We start from the raw sequence: 22,619 nt of genomic DNA on the forward strand, positions 1-22,619 counted from the left end.
TATGAAAATTGGACTTTTTATACCGTGTTATGTGGACCAATTTTACCCAAAAGTGGCTATTGCAACCTATGAATTATTACAGAAATTAGACTGTGATGTTCGTTTTCCAATGAAGCAAACCTGTTGTGGTCAACCAATGGCTAATAGTGGGTACGAACATTTGACAAAAGGTTGTGATACTAATTTTATTGCCAATTTTGCCGAGTTTGATTATATAGTTTGCCCTTCGGGGAGTTGTGTGTTGCATGTCAAAGAACATTTGCATGATGAAAATAATGAAGCATTGGCTTCTAAAATGAGAAAAAGAGTTTTCGAATTAACCGAGTTTATCACCGATATTTTAAAAATCGAAATGATAGAAGGAAATTTTCCTCACAAAGTAGGGATGCATCAAAGTTGCCATGGACAACGTGGATTGAAGCTTTCGCAAATGACGGAGCTGAATGCACCATTTTTCTCTAAACCGGAACAATTATTAAGTAAAATAAAGGGAATAAATCTGGTTTCATTAAGCAGAAAAGATGAATGTTGTGGATTTGGGGGTACTTTTTGTGTAACCGAAGAAGCGATTTCTGTAAAAATGGGACAAGATCGTATAAAAGACCATGAAGACCATCAGGTAGAATACATTACTGGCGGTGACATGTCCTGTTTAATGCACTTAGAAGGTATTTTGAAAAGACAAAAAAGCCCGATAAAAATTATTCACATTGCAGAAATATTAAATTCTTTAACAATGAAAATAAATAGTTAGTAATGAATTTATTAGTTCGAATAAAAACTTCGTAATGAAAAATATAACGCTGGGTCTAGTTTTGTTTCTTTCGCTTATTTTCTTGTCATTCAAGAAAGATAAATTTTCTGTAACTGTAAAAGAAATAATTGTTGAAGCTCCTTTTAAGATGCCAAATATTAAAATTCCAGATTTTACTAATTGTAAAAAAGTGTCAATTGTTGATTTTGGAGCAGTACAAGGGAATAAGGATAAAACATCCCTCGCTATTGCAAAAGCAATTGATAAAGTTAATAAAATAGGAGGAGGAACAGTCATTATCCCTAAAGGCGAGTGGCTAACTGGAAAAATTCACTTTAAAAGTAATGTAAATCTCCATTTGGATAAAGGAGCCATCCTTCTTTTTTCGGAAGATCCAAAGGATTATCTGCCTGCCGTTAACAGCTCTTGGGAAGGATATGAGTGTCTTAATTATTCTCCGTTGATTTATGGGTACCAATGTAAAAATATCGCCATTACGGGTGAAGGAGAATTGAAAGCCAAAATGGATGTTTGGAAAGAGTGGTTCAAACGACCAAAAGGCCACATGGAAAGCTTGAAACGTTTGTACAATTTGGCTTCTTACAATAAACCAATGGAAGAACGACAAATGGTGAATGACAGCGCGAATTTCCGTCCTCAATTTATACAGTTCAATCGTTGCGAAAATATTTTAATGGATGGCGTTTCCATAACCAACAGCCCTTTTTGGACGATTCATCCTTTTCTTTCCAAAAATATTGTGCTTCGAAATCTAAAAGTGTATGCCCATGGCCACAACAATGATGGAGTTGATCCAGAAATGAGCCAGAATATGTTAATTGAGAACTGTGTTTTTGATCAAGGGGATGATGCTATTGCAATTAAATCGGGTAGTAACCAAGATGCTTGGAGATTAAATACTCCTTCCAAAAATATTGTCATTCGAAACTGTGTTGTTAAAAATGGGCATCAGTTAGTGGCACTTGGCAGTGAACTCTCTGGTGGTATCGAAAATGTATTTGTTGATAAATGTCGTGTAGTTGATGGAGCAAAATTAAACCATCTTCTTTTTATAAAAACAAACGAACGAAGAGGTGGATATGTTAAAAATATCTATGTCAGTAATATAGTATCGGGTAAAATTGACCAAGGAATTCTTGGGATCGAAACGGATGTTTTGTATCAATGGCGTGATTTAGTTCCGACTATTGAACGAAGACTTACCCCAATAAATAACATATATCTTGAAAATATTAGCGCTACTAATTCCAAGTTTATTTCTAGAATTTTAGGTCAAAAAGAACTCCCAATAGAAAATGTATTTCTTAAGAATGTGAGAGCGGATAAAATTCAAGCGGATAATTACATACATGAAAATGTATTGAATTTTGTAGATAAGAATTGATAAAAAAAAATTAAATTAGAAGATTTCGGTATAATTATTTATAATTATTCAATTTTCAAACTTATAAAAGATGACTTCAAAAAAAAATATTGAACATAGCGAAGCCGCAGCGATTTTTAATAAAGATGTTAAACGAGTAGATTGGCATGACGAAACCCTATGGTTTGTTCGTGAAAAAAGAGATAAAGCAGCTTTTCAAATTCCAGAATGGGAATTACTCAGAGAAACTGCTTCAGACATAAAAAACAATGTGCTTTCGAATATTCATGATTATTTGCTTGAATTTGAATCGAAAGCCCAGAAAAACGGCGTTATTATTCATTGGGCTGCGGATGCCGATGAACACAATAAAATAGTGCATTCCATAATGGAAAAACATGGCGTGAAGCAGATTGTGAAGTCTAAATCAATGCTTACCGAAGAATGCCATTTGAATGAATATTTATCCGAAAGGGGAATTGATGTAATCGATTCAGATTTAGGGGAACGTATTGTTCAACTTAGAAAAGAACCACCAAGTCATATTGTTTTACCTGCAATTCACCTCAAAAAAGAAGATGTAAGTGAAACTTTCCACGAACACCTTGGAACAGAAAAAGGAAATAACGACCCACAATATTTAACCGAGGCAGCAAGACTACATCTTAGAGATACTTTCCTTACGAGAAAAGTGGCTTTGACGGGAGTTAATTTTGCTATTGCTGAAACCGGTGAAATTGTAGTTTGTACCAATGAAGGAAATGCGGACATGGGCGTGCATCTGGCTGATGTACATATTGCCTGTATGGGTTTTGAAAAAATAATTCCGCAGCGTAAACATTTGAGCGTTTTCCTTAGATTATTGGCAAGAAGTGCAACGGGACAACCGATCACCACTTTTTCAAGCCATTTTAAAACGCCCAGAGACGGGAAAGAAATGCATATTGTTATTGTCGATAATGGCAGAACGACCCAATTAGGCAGAGAGGATTTCAGGAGTTCATTGAAATGCATCCGTTGTGGAGCTTGTATGAATACCTGTCCGGTTTACAGACGAAGTGGAGGACACAGTTATCACAATGCGGTGGCAGGACCTATTGGTTCTATATTGGCACCGAATCTCGATATGAGTAAAAATGCTGATTTACCTTTTGCCAGTACCCTTTGTGGTTCTTGCACTAATGTTTGTCCCGTAAAAATTGATATTCACGATCAATTGTATAAATGGCGTCAGGTATTGGTAAAAGAAGGACATACTCCACTAGGAAAAACGGTCGCAATGAAAGGAATGGCAACCGTTTTGGCTAATCCTATGGTTTTTGATTTTGCTGGAAAAGCTGGACGATTTGTGATGAAAAACATACCGATTTTGGTCAATAATAGCCTTAATCCTTGGTATAAACAAAGAGAAATGCCTGCACCACCCGAAGAATCATTTAGAGAATGGTACAAGAAAAATGCAAAGGAATCTAAAGACAAAAAAAATGAGTAGCAGAACCACTATTTTAGAAAAAATAAAACAAAACCAACCGACGACAACCAGTGAATTACCCGATTTGGATACTTTAGGATTGGAATCTTTTGAGATACTCGATAAATATAAGACGGTTTTGAAAGGAATAGGAGGAGACTTTATAGAAGTTTCTAATTATGATGCCATAATTGCATTTGTCAAAAAAAATTATGCTACCGAAAAAAGAATGATTACCACCATTCCAGAACTTGCAGAACTTGCAATCACTGATTGGTTTAATGATGATCCCCATACTTTAGAAAATGTAGAATTGACTTTGGTTAAAGCTCATTTTGGAGTTGCCGAAAACTCGGCGCTTTGGGTAACGGATGATTTGTTAGGGCAACGCGTGTCGGCATTTATTCCTCAATATTTGGCAATTGTAGTACATAAAAAAGATATTTTGGCAACGATGCATCAGGCTTATGACCGTATTGGAAATCAGGAATATGGTTTTGGTACTTTCATAGCAGGACCTTCAAAAACTGCCGATATTGAACAATCGTTAGTTTTAGGCGCACATGGTGCCAGAGGATTGACGGTGTTTCTTATGGATTAAGTCTTTTGTTTTCTTAATGACGCATTGATTTATGAGCAGAAGGAATTAGAATAAATTTTAATGGTTTTACAATACGAATTTTGTCAAAAATAAAATATTAACCTAATTACTGAAAATTCATCATGGAAGAAAGAAACAAAACCTTAGGAGAATTTATTATCGAAAATCAAAAAGATTTTCAATATTCATCAGGCGAATTATCTCGAATTTTCAACTCTATCCGATTGGCTGCAAAAGTAGTCAGCTATAAGGTGAACAAAGCTGGATTAGTAGATATTATTGGATCAGCAGGGGATAAAAACATACAAGGTGAAGACCAACAAAAATTAGATGTATATGCTAATGAAACGTTTATTCAAACCTTAATAAATAGAGAAATTGTATGCGGTATTGCGTCAGAGGAAAATGATGATTTTATCACCGTAGAAGGGAGCGATAAAAGTAATAATAATAAATATGTTGTTTTGATGGATCCTTTAGATGGATCTTCAAATATAGATGTGAATGTTTCAGTAGGAACTATTTTTTCTGTTTATAGAAGAATATCACCCTTAGGAACGCCGGTTACACTAGAAGATTTTTTACAACCTGGAATCAATCAAGTTGCGGCAGGTTACGTGATTTACGGAACCTCAACTATGATTGTTTATACCACAGGTCATGGCGTAAATGGATTTACTTTAAATCCTGCTATTGGAACTTTTTACCTGTCACATCCCAACATGAAATTTCCAGTCGATGGGTCTATTTATTCAGTAAATGAGGGGAATTATGTTCATTTTCCACAAGGAGTTAAAGACTATATTAAATATTGCCAATTGGAAGAAGAGGATAGACCTTATACCTCAAGATATATTGGGAGTTTAGCTTCAGATATGCATAGAAATATGATTAAAGGAGGTATTTATTTGTATCCAACAAGCTCTGGTGCGGCCAAAGGAAAATTAAGACTGTTATATGAATGCAACCCTATGGCATTTATAGCTGAACAGGCTGGTGGTAAAGCCTCAGACGGAGTTTCCAGAATAATGGAAATTTTACCTACTGCATTGCATGAGAGAACTCCTTTCTTTTGCGGTAGTGCTAATATGGTTGCGAAAGTGGAAGGATTTATTGGTAATGCAGAATAAAACAATCGTTAGTATAGGTACTATGGAGTAAGAAAATAATCTTTTTCATAGATTAATAGTTCAGTAAAAATGTCACTTCCCCTTAAAGGTTGTGACATTTTTTTATTTACTAGGATTTCTTCTAAAAAACTATTGATATAATAGAGAAAACAAAACTCAATTTGGAACCCATTTACTATGGTTCTCAAACTGAGTTTTGTTATTTGAATTTACTATTGTTTTTTAATAATCAAAACGTTTAAAAGCTTCAATAGCTTCATATTCAGCAAGACCTAAATCGTCGTAAATCTTTGCGGTATTTTTGTTGCGATCTTCGGCTCTAACCCAAAATTCTCTGGAGTCGTTTCCTTGAAACATTACCCTGTCTTTTTGGGATTGGTGGTATAAAATAGCATGTCTTTTTAATAAAACTTCATCAGGACTTAAAGGAACAGCCATATCTATTTCATGAATATCCCATTCGTGCCAAGCACCTCTGTACAACCATAACCAACAATCATTCATGTAAGGTTTTGATTTAAGTTGTTTCATTGCTGTAAATATGGCATTCAAACAAACTTCATGAGTACCATGCGGATCTGCCAAATCTCCTGCAGCAAAAACCTGATGTGGTTTTATTTTTGCAATTATGGCTGCAACTATGGCTATATCTTCAGGACCCAATGGGTTTTTCTTTACTCGGCCCGTTTCATAAAAAGGAAGGTCTAAAAAGTGCGTGTTTTCATCTTTTAATCCAATGTATCTTGTTGCGGCATACGATTCGCGACGTCTGATGAGACCTTTTAATTTTCGAACTTCAAGAGAATCAATTTGATTTTCGGTTTTATTATTAATGAAATTGATTACCGCAGGAAAATCAATATTACAATCGGTTTCTCCAATAAAATCATTGCAAACTTCTGCAAATTTCAATGCTTCATCATCTGTAACAGCAATATTTCCAGAAGTTTGATACACTACATGAACATCATGACCTTGTTTTATCAATTTCGAAAAAGTTCCTCCCATAGAAATCACGTCATCATCCGGATGTGGACTAAAAAGGATGATTCTTTTTTTGGAAGGATTGGCTCTTTCAGGTCTATGGGAATCATCTGTATTGGGTTTTCCTCCCGGCCATCCTGTTATGGTATGTTGCAATACATTGAACATATTAATATTCAAATCATAAGCAGAACCTTCTTGTGCCAAAAGATCCGACATTCCGTTATTGTTATAATCCCTGTCGGTTAGTTTTAATATCGATTGTTTTGTTTCTTGGCAAAGCCAAACAATGGCTTTGTTTTTTAATTCTGTTGTCCAAATGCATTCTCCTACCAACCACGGGGTTTCAAATCGGGTTAACTCAGAAGCGGCAGATTGGTCTAAAACAAAAGTAGCGTTGGTATGATTTTGCAAAAATGTAGCAGGAACTTCGGAACTTATTTCCCCTTGAATGGTTCTCTTTATGATGGAAGCTTTATTTTGGCCCCAAGCCATTAATACAATTCTTTTAGATCTCAAGATGGTAGAAACTCCCATCGTAATCGCTCTTTTAGGAACGTTATCAATACCATTAAAATCTGAAGATGCATCTATTCTTGTGATATGATCCAAAGTAATGATTCGGGTTCCTGAATTGATGTGGGATCCCGGTTCATTGAACCCTACGTGTCCCGTACGTCCGATTCCCAATAATTGAAAATCAAGTCCTCCGGCATTTTTAATTTTCATTTCGTAATCAACACAATATTGATTCAGTTCGTCAATCGCTACCGTTCCGTCGGGAACATTTATATTTTCCGGTTTAATATCGATATGATTAAAAAGATGCTGATGCATGAAATAATGATAGCTTTGGTTGTTTTCTTTTGTCATTGGATAGTATTCATCCAAATTGAAAGTCACTACATTACTAAAGCTTAAGCCTTCTTCTTTATACATTCGTACCAATTCTTCATAGACCTTTATAGGAGAAGAACCAGTAGCCAAACCAAGTACACAAGATTTATTTTCGGCTTGTTTGGATCTAATTAATGCCGCTATTTCTTGTGCTACAATTACAGAGGCTTCTGTTGAGTTTTTGAAAATTTCGTTATGAATTTTTTCAAATCTCGTTTCTTCAAATTTACCGGCACTTTTATAGCTGATGTCAGGTTTAATTTCTAAGACACTTTTCATTTTAATTTTTATTTGAGTTAGTTGTGTAGTTGTTTTTTTAATATTGATTGTTTAAATCGGATTATAGTTTACGGTTTCTATCCTTGACAAATTATCATTGAAAGTGACAAAACTTGCCGGGAATCCGGCTTTTATTTTACCCAATTGATTTTCCATCTTAATTGCACTTGCCACTCGGCAAGTCGCCATTTTAATCGCTTCGTCAGCCGAAACATTCAAATGATTGAAAGCATTCTGAACCGCTTCTTTCATCGAAATACTGGCACCGGCTAGATTACCTTCGTCATTTCTGTAAAAACCATTATCGAGATGGGCATCAAAATTTTCCCATTTAAAACTGGAAACTTTACGTCCTAAAAAAGCAGCGTCACTGATTAAAAAGAATTTGTCTTTCTTTAGTTTATATGCTAATCTAGCAGCGGCATAATCACAATGTGCACCATCTAAAATAACAGGAGCATAAACAGATTCATTTTCGAATGTTGCACCAACTAAACCGGGTTCCCGATGCCCAAATTGAGTCATCGCATTAAACAAATGGGTAACCAGATTAATTCCTTTAGAAAAGTAATATTGTGCATCTTTGTAGGTCATCGTCGAATGTCCCGCAGAAATGACGATGTCGCTTTCTAAAAGCATATCCAATTGCTCGTCTGTAAAACATTCCGGTGCAATTGTGATTACTTTTATCACCTCTTTACCATAACGAATAATTTCTTCTAATTCGGAATTGGTAGGCTTACGAACCTGATTAGTACTATGTGCCCCTCGTTTTAGAGGATTCAAAAAAGGACCTTCCAGATGCATTCCCAATACTCCGTTATTGTATTTAGCTTTATAATTGCGAATGGCTTCAATTCCTTGAAGAATGGTTTCTTTGGAAGACGATATCAAGCATGGAAGTACATGAGTGGTACCATATTTCAAACTGGTTTCATAAATATCTTGAATGGTTTCTTCTGTTGGAGTTTGGCTGAAATAAAGTTGCTCTCCACCATTTATTTGGATGTCTATGAAACCAGCAGAAATGTGTTCTCCTTTTAAATCAATGAGAGGAATAGTATTGGGAATTTCTTTTTGAATAGAAATAATTATTCCATTTTCTATAATAATGACATCATTATTTATTTCATCGCCAGTATGTACAATTCCGTTAACAATGGCTTGTTTCATTTTTTATAATTTAAATGTGTTACATCTAGGTTACTACTGACAACATTCTTATTGTCTTCTAAATACTCATTAAGTAGTTGCAAACAATACCATTCCTGTCTTGGCAAGTGAAACGGACCTTTGAACATATTTCCTTTAGCAGTTTGGGCGATGGATCCATCTTTATGTAAATATCCAAACCATTCTCCATTTGCTGCATCATGGAATTTACTGTATGCATAATCATGTACCATTTTGTGCCAAGTTGCATATTTTTCATCGCCTGTCATGGTGTAGGCCAGCAGCGTTGCGATAATCACTTCGTTATGAGGCCACCAAAACTTCATATCCTGCCAGTATTCCTGAACAGGTTTGTCATATACATCACGGAAGTATAAAATTCCACCATGCTTTTTATCCCATCCACGTTCCCACATATAATCGAGCATTTTGCAACCCAATTCAATTAAATGAGGATCGTTATTGCGATATTTCGCTTCATGCAAAATAAACCAAGCTCCTTCAATAGCATGACCGGGATTCAATGTGCGCCCATCAATGTGATCGATAATTGAGCCATCTGGTGCTACTTGTTCCATCACACATTTAATATCATCTTTTACAAAATCGGTTTCAATTTCAGTAATCCAAGTATCAATCCATTCATCACAACGCGGGTCGCCTATATTTTCCCTTAACTGTTGGGCTGTGTTTATCATAATCATAGGAGTGCCAATTCCTTTTGACGGTCGGGTAGCGGTGAATTTAGGTTCTAATAAACTAGATGAAGTTGAATATTCGATGCATTTTCCGAATAAAAAACGCGCTTTTTCGGCAGCAGCCTCATCACCGCTTGCTTTTGCGTAAGCTGACATTGCTATAACCGCAAAGGTTTCCGAAAAATAGTAACGGCGTTTGCGTATGGGTTGTCCGTCGCGTGTTACGTGAAAAAACATTCGTCCATCAGTATCAAAACAGTGGTTGTTTAAAAAATCGATACCTGCCTTAGAACCTGCTAACCATTCTTGTTTTGGTTCGACTGTATTGTAAAGTGTAGCCAATAACCAAGCGGCACGCCCTTGTATCCAAACGGCTTTGTCATCATCAATCAAACTTCCATCTTGATCACGCATTAATAAATAACCCCCAAACTCGGTATCAATAGAACGTGGAAACCAAAATGGTACGGTATCATTTAATAGTTGATTCTGATAAAAATCTTTTAAGCGGAGAAGATCTGTTTTTGAATAGCTCATTTTTTAATATATGTTTTGTAACTAGTATTTTGTACTAGATGTTAATTTAGATGTCATTTAGCCAAAGACATTTGGCTATTTATATGCGTTTGTCTTCCTTACGGAATCTCATTTTTAATTTTCAGTAATTGCGGAGTTCAAGTTTAAAAGTTGAACTTGGAAGTCCTGCTTCATTCACCAAATTGGCTGTAGTAAACGGTTTCCATGCATATAAAACGGTTTTTATTTTTTCTCCTTTCGGGATAACAATTACTACTTTATTTTTCAGGATAGCAGCTTTGCTTTGAATGTGAATTCCCTTGTCATTTACCAATTCAAAACCAATTAGTTCTTTTTTGTCCGAAGTAGTTAATTGTTTTGCAAATGCAAATGAAACTAGAATGTTGTCGCCTTTTTGTATGGCTTTCAAAGCGGAAGGACCATTCGCAATTATAGCTTTTCCATAGGTATAGCGCAAGGCCAAAAGCGCCAAACGATCTGCCACTTCTTTTTTCTTAATTGGATGCACATTTAGAGCATCTCCATAATCCATGCTGACAGCCATACTGCTGTTTGGAATCTTATTTTGCAATCTATTTTGGACATCTCTGAATGCAGGCCAAGTTGGTCGCTCAATACTTGATAATTGCACATAATAGAAGGGTAGGTTCGCACCCCAGGCTTTGCGCCAACTTTCTACCAACATTGGCATGAGATGTTCATACAATTCAACATGGTGTGCATTGCTTTCGCCTTGATACCAAATCACACCCTTTATCGGGAATTTTGTAAAGGCATCCACTCCAGCTTCAAAATTGTAACAGGGATCATACGGATGACGTTGTTTTGCATTGGTAGCTTTTTTTAAATTTAAATTGGCACGTTCTCTGACCCAAGGCATAATAAAATCCGATTTTCGCCAGTTGGTTAATACATCAACTACTTTATCGTCGTGTTCCAATGTATATCTGTCAATCCAGGATTCTATTGGTGATCCGCCAACGGCAACTTGAATTAGACCCACGGGTACATTTTCTTCATGAGCAATATTTTTACCAAAGTAATAGGCAATGGCTGAAAAATCTTTGGCACTTATTGAATCACATACCGACCAACTTCCGGAAAAAAATTGCAGTTGATTGGTTTTCGCCAAAGTGAGAGAATCCCAAGCTATTTCATCAGTATCACGGATCGCTTTGGCATTGAATAACCGAATAGTTGTATTAGCAATTGCTTTTTTTACTTCTGCCGAACCATTTTCTGAGTTTTGAAGTTGAAATGCCATATTCGACTGTCCGGAACAAAACCAAACATCGCCAACCAAAATATTCTTTAAAACAAGGTTTGTTCCTTTAGATTGAATGGTCATTTCGTAAGGTCCGCCCTGAGTCATAGCTGGAAAAGTAATTTTCCATTTTCCGTATTGATTAGCTATGACGGTCTTTTTTTGTTGTTTAAAAGTCACTTCAATTGCATCACCTCCATTAGCCGTTCCATAAACTGGAATGGGTTGATTGCGTTGCAAAACCATATTGTCAGTGAAAACAGCAGCTAATTTTAGTCCACCAAAATCTTGGGTGATGTTTTCATAAACGGTTTTGGCCAGAATAGTTGCTCCTTCTTTCGTTGGATGTAAAGCATCAGGAAAAAGATCGGGACGATGGTATAACTTTTCATGTAAATCAATTAAACCCACTTGATTTGCTTTTGCAATGTTGGGTATATGAGATTGAATTTGCCAAAACCAATCTCTGGTTCCCGATTTAAACCGAGGATGCTCATTAAATATGGGCGTCAATCGACAGATGTAAATTTTTACAGCCGGATTTTGTTTTTTTAAGGTATCTATTAACCAACTGTAATCGGCATCAAATTCGGCATTGTAATTCGGCCAATTTCTAGGATCTGTATCATTTAAACCCAAATGAATAATAGCTATATCAGGTCTGTATGCAATGGCATCGGTGCATTCCTTTGTATTAAAATAGGGTGTGCTTCCTTTTTTCAAAAGTGTTGCTCCGCTATGCCCGAAATTCTTTACCTCATATTGTCCGCCCATCAAGATTTGAAGTTGCGAAGGATAGGATTCATTTGCAGCATCAGATAAGAGATAACCCGCTGTAACGGAATCTCCAATGCAGGCCACTTTGAGGGTTGATTTTTGCGCAACTGATTCAAAATGAAAGGCTATTGAAATGAAAAAGACCACTAAAAATAGATTCCTTTTTATCGTATTCATGTTTTTATTTTTTCAGAAATTATTACAAATAGGCGTAAATTATCCCCAAGGCGGAACACAAGGCTCCGCCTTAAAAGATAAAAAACAAACCCAACTTAAAACAATTATTTGAACTAGTAAACGATACTAATGGATTTTAAGCATCGACAAAATCATTCACTTTTGGACGCAGAAAACTGATTTGGACTACTAATGCAATTATAACAACCCCCGCCATTAAAGCAAAACCGGAACCTAAAGTTCCACTATCCGAGGATTTACCTAAAAGGGAAGTTACTAATGCACCACAACCAACTCCAGTCATATTTAGAATACCATAGGCCGTCGCCCGGTGTTTTGAAGAAACAAATTGACATATAATTGGCATGTTATTGGCATCAAACATTCCGTAACCGATTCCGAAACAAAGCGCGGCACCGACAACATTGAATAATGAATGCCCAAAACCAATTAGCAATAAAGCAGGAATCGTTAAACTCAGGCCAATCGCGCTGGTATAAACTCTGCCTTTTATATTTTTTTGTACCCATTTATCAGATAGAATACCACCAAAAATTACGCCCAATAAGGATGAAAAGGAGATGGCGATGGTTGCTAGCGGACCTGCCTCTTCCATAGGTATTCCTAAGTTTTCTGAAAATAGGGTAGGCAACCAGTTTTTTGTAGCCCAACCCGGTAAACTTATTATGGCAAAATAAAATAAGATAACCCAGAAAGAGATGTTCGTAAATAACAAAGCCATGCCTTTGAAGAGTGAACTTTTTTCTTTTATTGGCATTAAATCGGAATCAATAGTTTTTACTTCGGCAACTTTTTTGTCTCTTAAAAAGAAAACCAAAACGAATGCATAAAAAACACCAACTATTCCAAAATAGTGAAAAGTAGTATGCCAAGAGTAGGCAGCGGCGATAGTAGCTCCAAAACCCCCTAATGCTGAACCCACATAAAGTCCTGTCATATGAATACCAATCGCAAGTGACCTTGTTTTTTGCTGATGGTAATCGGCTATTAGTGATAAACCGGCAGGAATATATAAAGCTTCACTTACTCCCATCAGGGCTCTTAACCAATACACCTCATTGTAAGTTGTTGCATAACCCATAGCATATGTTACAGCTGACCAAACAAATAAACTGCCAACAATTAGCCATTTTCTGTTTAAGTTGTCTGCTATAATTCCGGATATAGGACTCATTAAAGCATAAATCCAAAGAAAAATAGCCATCAAACGTCCAAAGTTCTCACCGGATACTAATTCAGGAATATCTGTTTCCATTGAAGGACGCATCGTTGCCAGCATTTGTCTGTCCATATAGTTTAGCAAGGCTACAAGCCATAACAAGCCTACTACTACCCAAGGATAATACTTTGTGTTTTTCATATTTTGATATACTTTAAAATTTCATTTGTGATTTTACCTTCATTTTTCAATAGGAGAAAATGGGGTTAAATCTATTTTGAGCACAATTATTTTATAGTTCCTAGCCTGACATCAGGGGTACGAATACCTGGTTTTATTTCCCCATTAGACAAAACAATTTTATCGTTCCACATCGTAGCAGTAGTCGTCACATGAGCAAGAAAGGGCAGTTCGCCAATGGTAGACCAGGAATTGGTATGGGTATCGTATAATAAGATTCCTTTGTAAAACCCGTCATGATTCGTGTTCAATAGGTTCTTCTCAGCAGTCAGTTTGGCCTTTTCCTCAGGAGAATTAGTTTGTGCAATTTGGGATAAATACGTTTCGATTTTATGAAAAACGATACCATTATCGCCACCAACGATTAAGATGGAATGATTCCCCACTGCCACACCTGCACCCGCTGAAAAGTTGGTTGTGTTTTCTCCATTGGAAATATTAGCACGACTTTCCCAGATTTGTTTTTTTATGTTAAAAGCAAAAGTGGTGTTGTGCAAATCACTTATTCCTGAAGGTGTTTTGGTTCTGCCACCAATCACATAAATAGTGGTTCCATCCTTGTCTTTCTGAACTACCGCAACTGAATTAGCCAAAGCGATGGGTAATTTTGGTAATGTTTTCCACTCCGGATTACTACTGTTTAAATCAAGACTTACAAATAAATCAGAAGATTTAGTTGCCTCGTCACCGCCAATCGCATACACTACGTTGCCAATATGTGTTAGCGCTATATTGGTAATATGTAATGGAAAATCAGGTAGGGAAGTGGCTTCAACTTCAGTTGTAGCAGCATTCCATTTTAGAATAAAAGCTTTATTCGAAAGTCCATTTTCATTTTCACCCCCTACATATACCACTCCTAAATCAGTTGAAGTTGAACCACAGTAGGCAATAGGCTCTGGTAAGGTGCTGCGTACATTTTTATTCCAATTATAAGTATCGTTGCATTTTTGCAATACATGAATTTCATTTGAATACTGTTTTTTTCCACCTTCCCAAGGCATTTTATCTTGGAAATTGGCACCTCCGGTAACTATTAATACATCGTTACTGATACCATTAATGGCACCCGCAAAACCTAATGATATACTTCCATCAGCATTTTGTAGTTGTGCTGCCATTTTCCATTCCACATGGGTTATAGCTTTTTTTTGAGAAAGGGCGTCAGTTGTCGGCATAATAAGTAAGGAAAGAATTAGAGGAAAAATATATTTGTTCATAGTGCTTTTTTTGAAATAAAACGAACGAAGCTATTTTGATTTGAAATCTTCAAAATTTAGACTTTCCACATCTTTTTTAAACAATTCAAATTGGTCGGCACTCATGTTTTTGACAGGCAATCTAAATTCACCTAAATCAAATCCGACCATTTTCATGTAGGCTTTCCCCACTGAAATTCCGCCGTATTTACCCAATAAACGAATCATGTTGATTGATTTTTGCTGTAAAGCACGCGCTGTAACTAAATCATTGGCATTAAAAGCCGCAATCAAATCATAGTATAATGGAGAAGCATAATTGAATGTACTTCCTACAGCACCTTTGGCTCCTAATACTAATGCTGATAACATATTCTCGTCGCGCCCCCAAAGCATGTCGTATTTACCGTCTTTGTAACTCATGCAACTTTGGTAATCCATAAAATCCTCATGTGTATATTTTACCCCTGCAAAATTTGGAAGCTTTCCGTCTAAGGCTTGGATTAAATCAAACATCGGCACGTTTACTCCTGTCAACACCGGAATGTGGTAGTAATATAAAGGCATATGAGGAACACTTTCACCTACTTTGATGCAGATTTGCGCAAGGGTTTCTGCATTAGCAGGTTTGAAATAAAACGGAGCAGTCAATGAAACGGCATACAAACCAATTTCATAGGCATGTTTAGCCAAATCAATACAATCTGTAAGACAAGTTCCTCCTAAGAATACCATTACTTTAAAATCAGCATCAGTATTGGAACAGTCAGCCCAAGCTTGAGCCACGGCTTTTTTCTCTTCTAAAGTAATAGAAACGCCCTCTCCGGTGGATCCATTAATAAAAGCACCTGTAATTCCGTTTCGTTTTAGAAAAGTATAGTAGGCCGGAATTAGGCTAACATCTAATTTACCATTGCTGTCAAAAGGTGTAAAAGGAGCTGAAATAAGCCCTTGTAAATGTTCAATTTTCATGAGATATCTTTTTATTGTTCTTTTTTTATGCTTTAATTAGACCGGGAATTTGTAAAACTCCCGGCTTAATTTAAATTTCATTATGGATTTTGAGTGATTTTAGGATTAAAGTTAATGGTATTTTGAGATATTGGAAACAATATCTTTTTACCGGCCATAGAAGGCACAAGATTCGTTTTGTTGAAACGAACTAAATCCCACCATGCTTTACCTTCAAAAGCTAATTCTTTCAAACGTTCATTTAAAATGACATCATTATTAGCTGACTGAGAACCATTTGTAAATGAAGAAGAAGCATCGGCTCTTTGCATTACCAGATTCATTTCTGAAGATGGATCTTGGCCTAAAGCATTTTTAATTTCTGCTTTCATCAACAATATATCAGCCCAACGGTAAATAATGATATCGCTTACAAATCTTCTAGTAGCACCATCAACTGTTCCGTTGTATTTTACTAAACCTGTTACTACCGGAGTAGTCCCATTGTATAAAGTTAAATAAGTAGCTGTTTTTCTAGTATCTGTACTGCTAAAGTTGAAACGGGTAATATCCGGTTGTACTCTTGAAATACCTGCATTTCCTGTACCAACTCCCAAGGTTCCAAAAGTTGCCGTCGCTGTTGCTGCTGTTAGCGGTGCAAAGTCACTAGGTCCAACAAACATGAAAGAATTCCAATTATCAGATAGCGCAGACGGTACATCCGCCAAAGAATATCTAACCGCAAAAAGCACTTCAGTATTTCCTTTATTGGTGTAACCAAATACGTCTTTAAAATTTGGTAATAAAGATGGTGCTGTAGGAATAGCGTTAATTGCAGCCAAAGCCGTGTTTAAATCAGTACTTCCACCACCTAATTGTTTTGCGGTCCATAAATTCACATCTGCTTTTAAAGCATAAGTTGATGACAAAGATAATTGTGTTTTATTGTTTGTTACATCAGGATAATTAGCAATAGCCAATTCAATATCAGACTTTATGAATGCAAAAGTTTCTTCAATAGTATTACGCGGAACAATATATTCAGATTGATTCGTGTTTTCGGTTGGTGTAGTTACTATTGGCACACCACCCCAAGAACGGGCCATAATGAAATAAGCCAAAGCACGCATAGAATAGGCTTGTGCCATATATCTTTTTTGCTCATTCACAGTTGTTGGACTAAATTGAATAGTCGGAACATATTTCAAAACCAAATTCGCCTGCTGAATCACCGTGTACAAACCCGCCCAGTCCACATCGATGTTTTGTGCCGTTAGGTTGTTGTTGTAATAATTTGCCAAACTCAGGGGTGATTGAACACCACTGGTTATTTCCGCACTTCTTGCACCTCCCAATAAATAATAATTTTGTTGAGTTTGAGTTCTAAAATTGAAGTACATACCGTTTACACCTGCTTTAGCATCATCTTCTGTTTTCCAAAAACTGGCAGAAGTAATTACGCTTTCAGATTGTAAGTTTAAATCGTCTTGACAGGAACTTACTAATGAAAGTCCGGTGAAAAGTATAGTGTATAAAAGAATTTTATTTTTCATGATATTTATTATTAAAATTTACAAACCAATGTTTAAACCAAGGATGAAGTTTTTTGGAACAGGATAAGTTCCTTTTGCACCTGCATCATTTAATCCAAGACTTGATCCACCATCAATACCTTGTACTTCAGGATTTAAACCGCTGTATTTAGTGAAATAGTGTAAATTGCTTCCTGTTACATATACGCGTACTGATGCTAATCTAATTTTCTCAATGAGTGATTTAGGAATAGTATAGCTCAATGTAATTTCTCTGATGCACAGATAATCTCCACTTTCGTAGTAGCGGCTATTTCCTTGGAACATATTAGTATTATAACCTGCACCACTTGCTTCAGAACGGAATAAGTTGTTTTGGTTGGTTTGATCCGCCCAACGGTAACGTGGCACATTAGTAATATCACCTTCTTTTTGCCAAGATTGTAAGCTTTCGGCCAATAGTCCGTAATTTCCTTGAAATTGACCAACAAAACGTGCTCTGGCCTCGTTATAAATAGTAGCTCCTAAAGAGTAATCTGTTCTTACGGTTAATGAAAATCCTTTGTAACTGGCGTCAAAATTAAAACCTCCTACAAATTTAGGGAACATATTACCCATGAAAGTTCTGTCTCGGCTGTCAATTACACCATTGTTATCTGCATCTAAAAATACGGCATCTCCAGCAAATTTCTTGCCTGTTGGATTCCCACCTGCGGCTGCGGTTTTAGTTACATAATTATCCTGCGTAGTTAAGTTATAAGCATCAGCTTCTGCTTGGGTGGAAAGAATAGACAATTGTTTATGCGCATAAAAATCTCCAATTTTTTGACCTTCTTGTAACCCACCAACATATTTATAAGTTCCGCTGGCTGCATCCCAAATTTCAGTTCCACCAATTCTATTGTTTCCATTTCCATTGAAAGGAAGTTTCTCAATCACGTTAGTATTGTGCGAAACATTAGCACCTACATTAATCTTTAAATCATTTTGATTGTACACATTGGCGTTCAATTCTAATTCAAAACCTTTGCTTCTTAATCCGCCTAAGTTTGTTAGCACTGTAGAAAAACCACTATTAGAAGGCAGTGTAAGATTTGTTAATAAATCAGAAGTCAGTTTATTATAAAAGTCTCCAATTATTCTAATCTTATCATGATTAAACCCTAAATCAAAACCTCCATTTATAGTTTGTGATTGCTCCCATTTCAAACCTGGATTTGCAATTTGAGAGTTTATAATTGCAGATTGTCCATTGTAACTATTGGCAAATCCATTAGCAGAACCAGAATATAATCCTCCAGATTGAAAATCACCCAAAGTACCTAAGTTCCCATTTACACCATAACTTCCACGAAGTTTGAAAGAGGAAATAACTTCTGGCATTACTTTCCAAAACTTCTCTTCATGTGCATTCCAACCTACAGATAATCCTGGAAAAAAACCGTATTTATTATCTGGACCTAAACTGGAAGAACCATCATAACGGAAAGAGGCTGTTGCAAAATACCTGCTTTTGTAATCATAATTTACACGACCAAAAACACTGTTCAGCACTAATCTGGTATTGTTACTATATACAGAAACTGGTATTGGTGATGAATCTAAGGTTTGTGCAAGATCCGAAGGACTTCCTTTTCCAGAAGCATTAAATGCTTTTATGGTTCTGTCGAATTTAGAGGCCCCCAATTTTGCCTGAAAATCACCTACATTATCCAAAGATTTGGCATAAGTAAAGACCCCTTCGTATTGCATTTGTGTTATTTGGTTGCTTAATCGGGTAGCGGTACGCGTGTTATCTACCAAACCATTACTTCCACTTAAAAAAGCTTGTTGAAAAGTATTATCATTTTCATTTTCACTGTATAATGACAATGAAGGGGTAAAGGTTAAATCTTTAGTAATTTTTAAATCGCCATCAACACCCATCTGCAATTTATTATTCTCATTTATCCCTTTTACTTTACCCATTTGGTACAATGGATTTCCATTGATGTTATTTTGGCCAGGTGCTAAAGTTCCGTCCTCCAAATATAATTTTGTAGTAGGGGAGTTTCCTAAATATCTGTTGAAAACAACACTATTGGCAACAACTTGATTGTTACTTGATTTTGAATATAAAACCCGACCGTTAATTGTAAAGTTATCCGCTAATTTCAAAGAAGCATTTAATTTACTTGTAAAACGTTGGTATCCAGTAAATATAGTAACGCCATCTCCTTTTAGATACCCTAAGCTTAAGTCAAAAGTACCGGCATCTCCACCGCCGCTAAAACCTAAAGTATGATTTTGGGTAATTGCATTTTGAAATAAAACATCATTCCAATTTGTGCTTTTATACATAATAGTATTATTAGCATTAAGAGGATCTGCCATTTCTTGCCATCCTTTAGCTTGTAGACCCTGGATAGTGGGTGCATCCAAATTTGATTTCAATAATGTAGCAAAAGGCGTGTTATTTAACAAATTATTTCCAGTACCGGCTGGAGTAGCTCCTGTTAATTGTCCTAATCGTGCAATACCGGTGGTAGTTGAAAGTCCAGCGATTTCGGCAGCGTTATACAAACCTAAACGTTGCAGTCTAATAAAGTCTCCGCCGTCCAAGAAATCATATTTCTTGCCTACTCGGCTATTTTGAGTGGAAACATTATAAGTGATTTTAGTTTTACCTGCTTTACCGGTCGATGTTGTAATAATAATTACACCATTAGAAGCACGGGCTCCGTAGATTGAGGTTGCAGCAGCATCTTTTAATACTTGTAATGAGGCAATGTCAGCAGAGTTAATATCATCAATTTGGGTACGAATAACTCCGTCAACAATATACATAGGAGTTGCACCTGCCGGATTATCAATAGATGTACCTCCACGTACTAAAATATTAGATGCTTTACCAGGTTGTCCTGATGCGGTACGTACCACTAAACCAGTTACATTTCCTTGTAATGCTTGCGTTACGTTTGAGTAAGGAACATTTTCTAACACTTTTTTGTCTAATTTAGAAACTGAAGTACTTAAGGTTCTTCTATTTTGCGAACCATAACCTACTACAATAACTTCATTCATTTGTTGTCCCACCTCTTTTAAAACTATAGTAAGTGGCACATTTCCAATAGTTACTTCTTGCTCTTGAAGACCTATGTAAGAAACAACTAATGTGGTAACATTGTCGGGCACTTCAAATGTGAAATTTCCATCAAAATCTGTTTGTGTTGAAATAGTAGTGCCTTTGGCAATAATATTTACTCCAGGTAACGTCTCTCCTTTTTCATTAGTTACCTTTCCCGTAATTTTCTTTTGGCTTAGGGCTAATTTGGTTGTTTCTTTTGTAACGGTATTGTTTTTTTCAAAAAAAACAGCCGTTCTCAAAGATACTGAAGCTGATGCTTGCACGGTAAAAGCTACTAGAAATAAGGATGTTAATTTCATAGCTTTCCCAAAGTTAGGGGTAAGCCAATAATTTTCAGGCTTGCTTTTTGGTAATAAATACATACTTTTGTAATGGTTAGTTAATAATAATTCTTCCTTCTTGGTTTATTTATTTGTTTTCCAATCACAGTTCTTTTTATTAAGAACCAGCCAGCAATGTTTACAGCATGTGCTGGCTTTTTTTATGGATAACAAACGAATATTTTATAAAAAAGGGCATTCCCAATTTTGTTGTTTTATATGATAGCAATCTTAAAATCGTCACTTATATTTTAAGAACTTCAATTCTTGCTTTAGTTTTTATGGGTAATCTTTACCATTAGAAAAAAAAAAATTTAATAGAAAACATCACAGTCAAAATAGATGCGGAGATTAGTAATCTTAAAAGATAAAATCTCTTTTTTTGTGATAGTAATTTTGTACGGAGTTTTCTCTGGAACTAAAGTATTTTTCTTAATCTTTTGTAGGAGAGAAAGTAAAAAATTAGCGTAAAAGAACAATTTTAAATATATTTTTTCCGTGTTATTTATTATCACGTTGTAAATATATAAATAAATTTAATAAATACAATGTAATTATTAAATTATTTTAATAACTAAAATTTAGAAGTAATTTTAGTTATTTATTAATGGGGATAACATCTTTTCTTTTATAACACAACATGCCCCAATAACACCGGCGCGACGACCTAAAGTCGATTTTTTAAGTTTCATATCCCTGTTCACTAAACCTAATGAATATTTTTTTAATGCAGACTGAATAGGTAAAAGAGTATAATCGCCTAATTGTGCAAAATCACCACCAATCACCAATAAATCAGGATTAAAGATATTGAGTAGAATAGACAAATAACGTCCCATTTTTTCACTCTGCTTTGTAACCAGGTCAACACACAGCGTATCTTCTAGATTAAAGGCTCCGGCAATAATGCTATGATGTTGCAAAGCGGGGGAATTTTCATCAAGAACTACTTTTGATTGTTTTCCTTCTTTTAGAGCTGCCTTGAACTGGTTTACTAAGGACCAACCTGAAATTTCAGTCTCCAGACATCCAAGTTTACCACACTGACACATAATTCCATTATCAAAGATCGTACTGTGACCGAATTCTCCGGAGTAACCGGATTTTCCATAATAAAGTTTACCATCAGTGATCATTCCTATAGCAACACCCCAACTATAATTAACAAATATTATATTTTGTTCGTCATCAACCACACCTTCGCAATATTCACCAAAAGTCATTGCTCTGGTATCATTTTCCAAATGAACCGGTAGGTCTAACTGATCTGAAATGATTTCCGTTAAAGGTCTGTTTTCGCTAAAGAAATAATTATAGCTAAATCCTTCCATCGAATTAATACGGCCTGAAAAGTTGATGCAGGCACCCACAATCATCTTTTTTTCGACAGAACTGTCTTCTATAAATGAATTTATCAAATTGCAAAATTCCAAAAGAGACTCTTGTGTATTTTCTAAAATAAAGGAAGTTCCTAATTCAATACTGACAAATTCGTTTTTAATATTTTGTAATCCGATAGACATACTGGCAATACTGACTTCAACCCCTAAAAAGTAAGCACAAGTTGGATTGATACTATAGAGTGAAGGACGTCTTCCGCCACTATTGGTAATTTTCCCCAGATCTACCACATAGCCTTCTGGCAATAATTCGTTAACGGCTTTAGTTACCGTTGGAACACTAGATTGTAGTTCAGAACTTAATTCTGCTATTGTAGCATTACCGGCAGACAATAATCGTTTTACGATTGCTTGTCTTAGCATATGCCACTTTTGTCCAGAAAGGCTTTTGTCTTTACTACTATCTAATAAATCTTTTAAACTCATTATTATTACTTTTTAAAAAATTGCAATGGGATTGATTTACAAACTTACTATAATTTTTTTTACACAATGGTTTAAATCTTATTTCAACATTAAATTGATTATTTATACACTATGATTG

15 protein-coding genes are annotated in these 22,619 nt (G+C 35.8%); 5 read left to right on the forward strand and 10 right to left on the reverse strand.

Features of this window, described 5'->3' with window-relative positions; all coding sequences use genetic code 11:
• Nucleotide 1 precedes the first annotated feature (1 nt).
• From ACM55K_RS08325 to fbp, 5 genes are all read left to right on the forward strand, one after another.
• Nucleotides 2-754 (forward strand): (Fe-S)-binding protein, encoded by a 753-nt coding sequence (locus tag ACM55K_RS08325; protein WP_416849777.1) that lies wholly within the window; start codon nt 2-4, stop codon nt 752-754.
• A 34-nt stretch (nt 755-788) separates the two neighbouring features.
• Entirely contained in the window at nt 789-2,159 is a 1,371-nt protein-coding gene (locus ACM55K_RS08330; RefSeq protein WP_416849778.1) for a glycoside hydrolase family 28 protein, read from the forward strand.
• 70 nt (nt 2,160-2,229) lie between these two features.
• On the forward strand, nt 2,230-3,630 hold the full coding sequence (locus tag ACM55K_RS08335) for a lactate utilization protein B (protein ID WP_416849779.1): 1,401 nt from the start codon (nt 2,230-2,232) through the stop codon (nt 3,628-3,630).
• Nucleotides 3,623-4,210, forward strand: a complete 588-nt coding sequence (locus ACM55K_RS08340) for a LutC/YkgG family protein (RefSeq protein ID WP_416849780.1) — start codon at nt 3,623-3,625, stop codon at nt 4,208-4,210. The genes ACM55K_RS08335 and ACM55K_RS08340 overlap by 8 nt, the downstream gene beginning before the upstream one ends.
• Nucleotides 4,211-4,332: 122 nt before the next feature.
• Nucleotides 4,333-5,340: a class 1 fructose-bisphosphatase gene (fbp, locus tag ACM55K_RS08345; RefSeq protein WP_416849781.1), complete on the forward strand. Its 1,008-nt coding sequence runs from the start codon at nt 4,333-4,335 to the stop codon at nt 5,338-5,340.
• Between the two features lie 222 nt (nt 5,341-5,562).
• Here fbp and nagB read toward each other — a convergent pair whose 3' ends face one another.
• From nagB to ACM55K_RS08395, 10 genes are all read right to left on the reverse strand, one after another.
• Nucleotides 5,563-7,500: a glucosamine-6-phosphate deaminase gene (gene nagB / locus ACM55K_RS08350; protein WP_416849782.1), complete on the reverse strand. Its 1,938-nt coding sequence runs from the start codon at nt 7,498-7,500 to the stop codon at nt 5,563-5,565.
• Nucleotides 7,501-7,551: 51 nt separating this feature from the next.
• A complete protein-coding gene (gene nagA, locus ACM55K_RS08355; RefSeq protein WP_416849783.1) occupies nt 7,552-8,673 on the reverse strand; it encodes an N-acetylglucosamine-6-phosphate deacetylase in 1,122 nt (373 codons plus the stop codon).
• The gene (locus tag ACM55K_RS08360) at nt 8,670-9,908 is read right to left on the reverse strand and encodes an AGE family epimerase/isomerase (RefSeq protein ID WP_416849784.1); all 1,239 of its coding nucleotides are present in this window, start codon (nt 9,906-9,908) and stop codon (nt 8,670-8,672) included. Before ACM55K_RS08360 ends, nagA begins: the two co-directional genes overlap by 4 nt.
• A gap of 121 nt (nt 9,909-10,029) precedes the next feature.
• Nucleotides 10,030-12,126: a GDSL-type esterase/lipase family protein gene (locus tag ACM55K_RS08365; protein WP_416849785.1), complete on the reverse strand. Its 2,097-nt coding sequence runs from the start codon at nt 12,124-12,126 to the stop codon at nt 10,030-10,032.
• A gap of 136 nt (nt 12,127-12,262) precedes the next feature.
• Complete coding sequence (locus ACM55K_RS08370) at nt 12,263-13,507, reverse strand: MFS transporter (RefSeq protein WP_416849786.1); 1,245 nt, start codon at nt 13,505-13,507, stop codon at nt 12,263-12,265.
• Between the two features lie 86 nt (nt 13,508-13,593).
• Nucleotides 13,594-14,766 carry a galactose oxidase gene (locus tag ACM55K_RS08375; protein ID WP_416849787.1) on the reverse strand — a complete coding sequence of 391 codons (1,173 nt, stop codon included), beginning with the start codon at nt 14,764-14,766 and terminating at the stop codon, nt 13,594-13,596.
• 30 nt (nt 14,767-14,796) lie between these two features.
• Nucleotides 14,797-15,717: a dihydrodipicolinate synthase family protein gene (locus ACM55K_RS08380; RefSeq protein ID WP_416849788.1), complete on the reverse strand. Its 921-nt coding sequence runs from the start codon at nt 15,715-15,717 to the stop codon at nt 14,797-14,799.
• 80 nt (nt 15,718-15,797) lie between these two features.
• Nucleotides 15,798-17,249, reverse strand: coding sequence for a RagB/SusD family nutrient uptake outer membrane protein (locus ACM55K_RS08385; protein WP_416849789.1), 1,452 nt, complete (start codon nt 17,247-17,249; stop codon nt 15,798-15,800).
• Nucleotides 17,250-17,267: 18 nt separating this feature from the next.
• A complete protein-coding gene (locus ACM55K_RS08390) occupies nt 17,268-20,717 on the reverse strand; it encodes a SusC/RagA family TonB-linked outer membrane protein (protein WP_416849790.1) in 3,450 nt (1,149 codons plus the stop codon).
• A 551-nt stretch (nt 20,718-21,268) separates the two neighbouring features.
• Nucleotides 21,269-22,501: an ROK family transcriptional regulator gene (locus tag ACM55K_RS08395; RefSeq protein ID WP_416849791.1), complete on the reverse strand. Its 1,233-nt coding sequence runs from the start codon at nt 22,499-22,501 to the stop codon at nt 21,269-21,271.
• Nucleotides 22,502-22,619: the final 118 nt, after the last annotated feature.

The organism is Flavobacterium arabinosi (genome assembly GCF_048158725.1).
In the GTDB taxonomy this organism is placed as follows: Bacteria; Bacteroidota; Bacteroidia; order Flavobacteriales; family Flavobacteriaceae; genus Flavobacterium; species Flavobacterium arabinosi.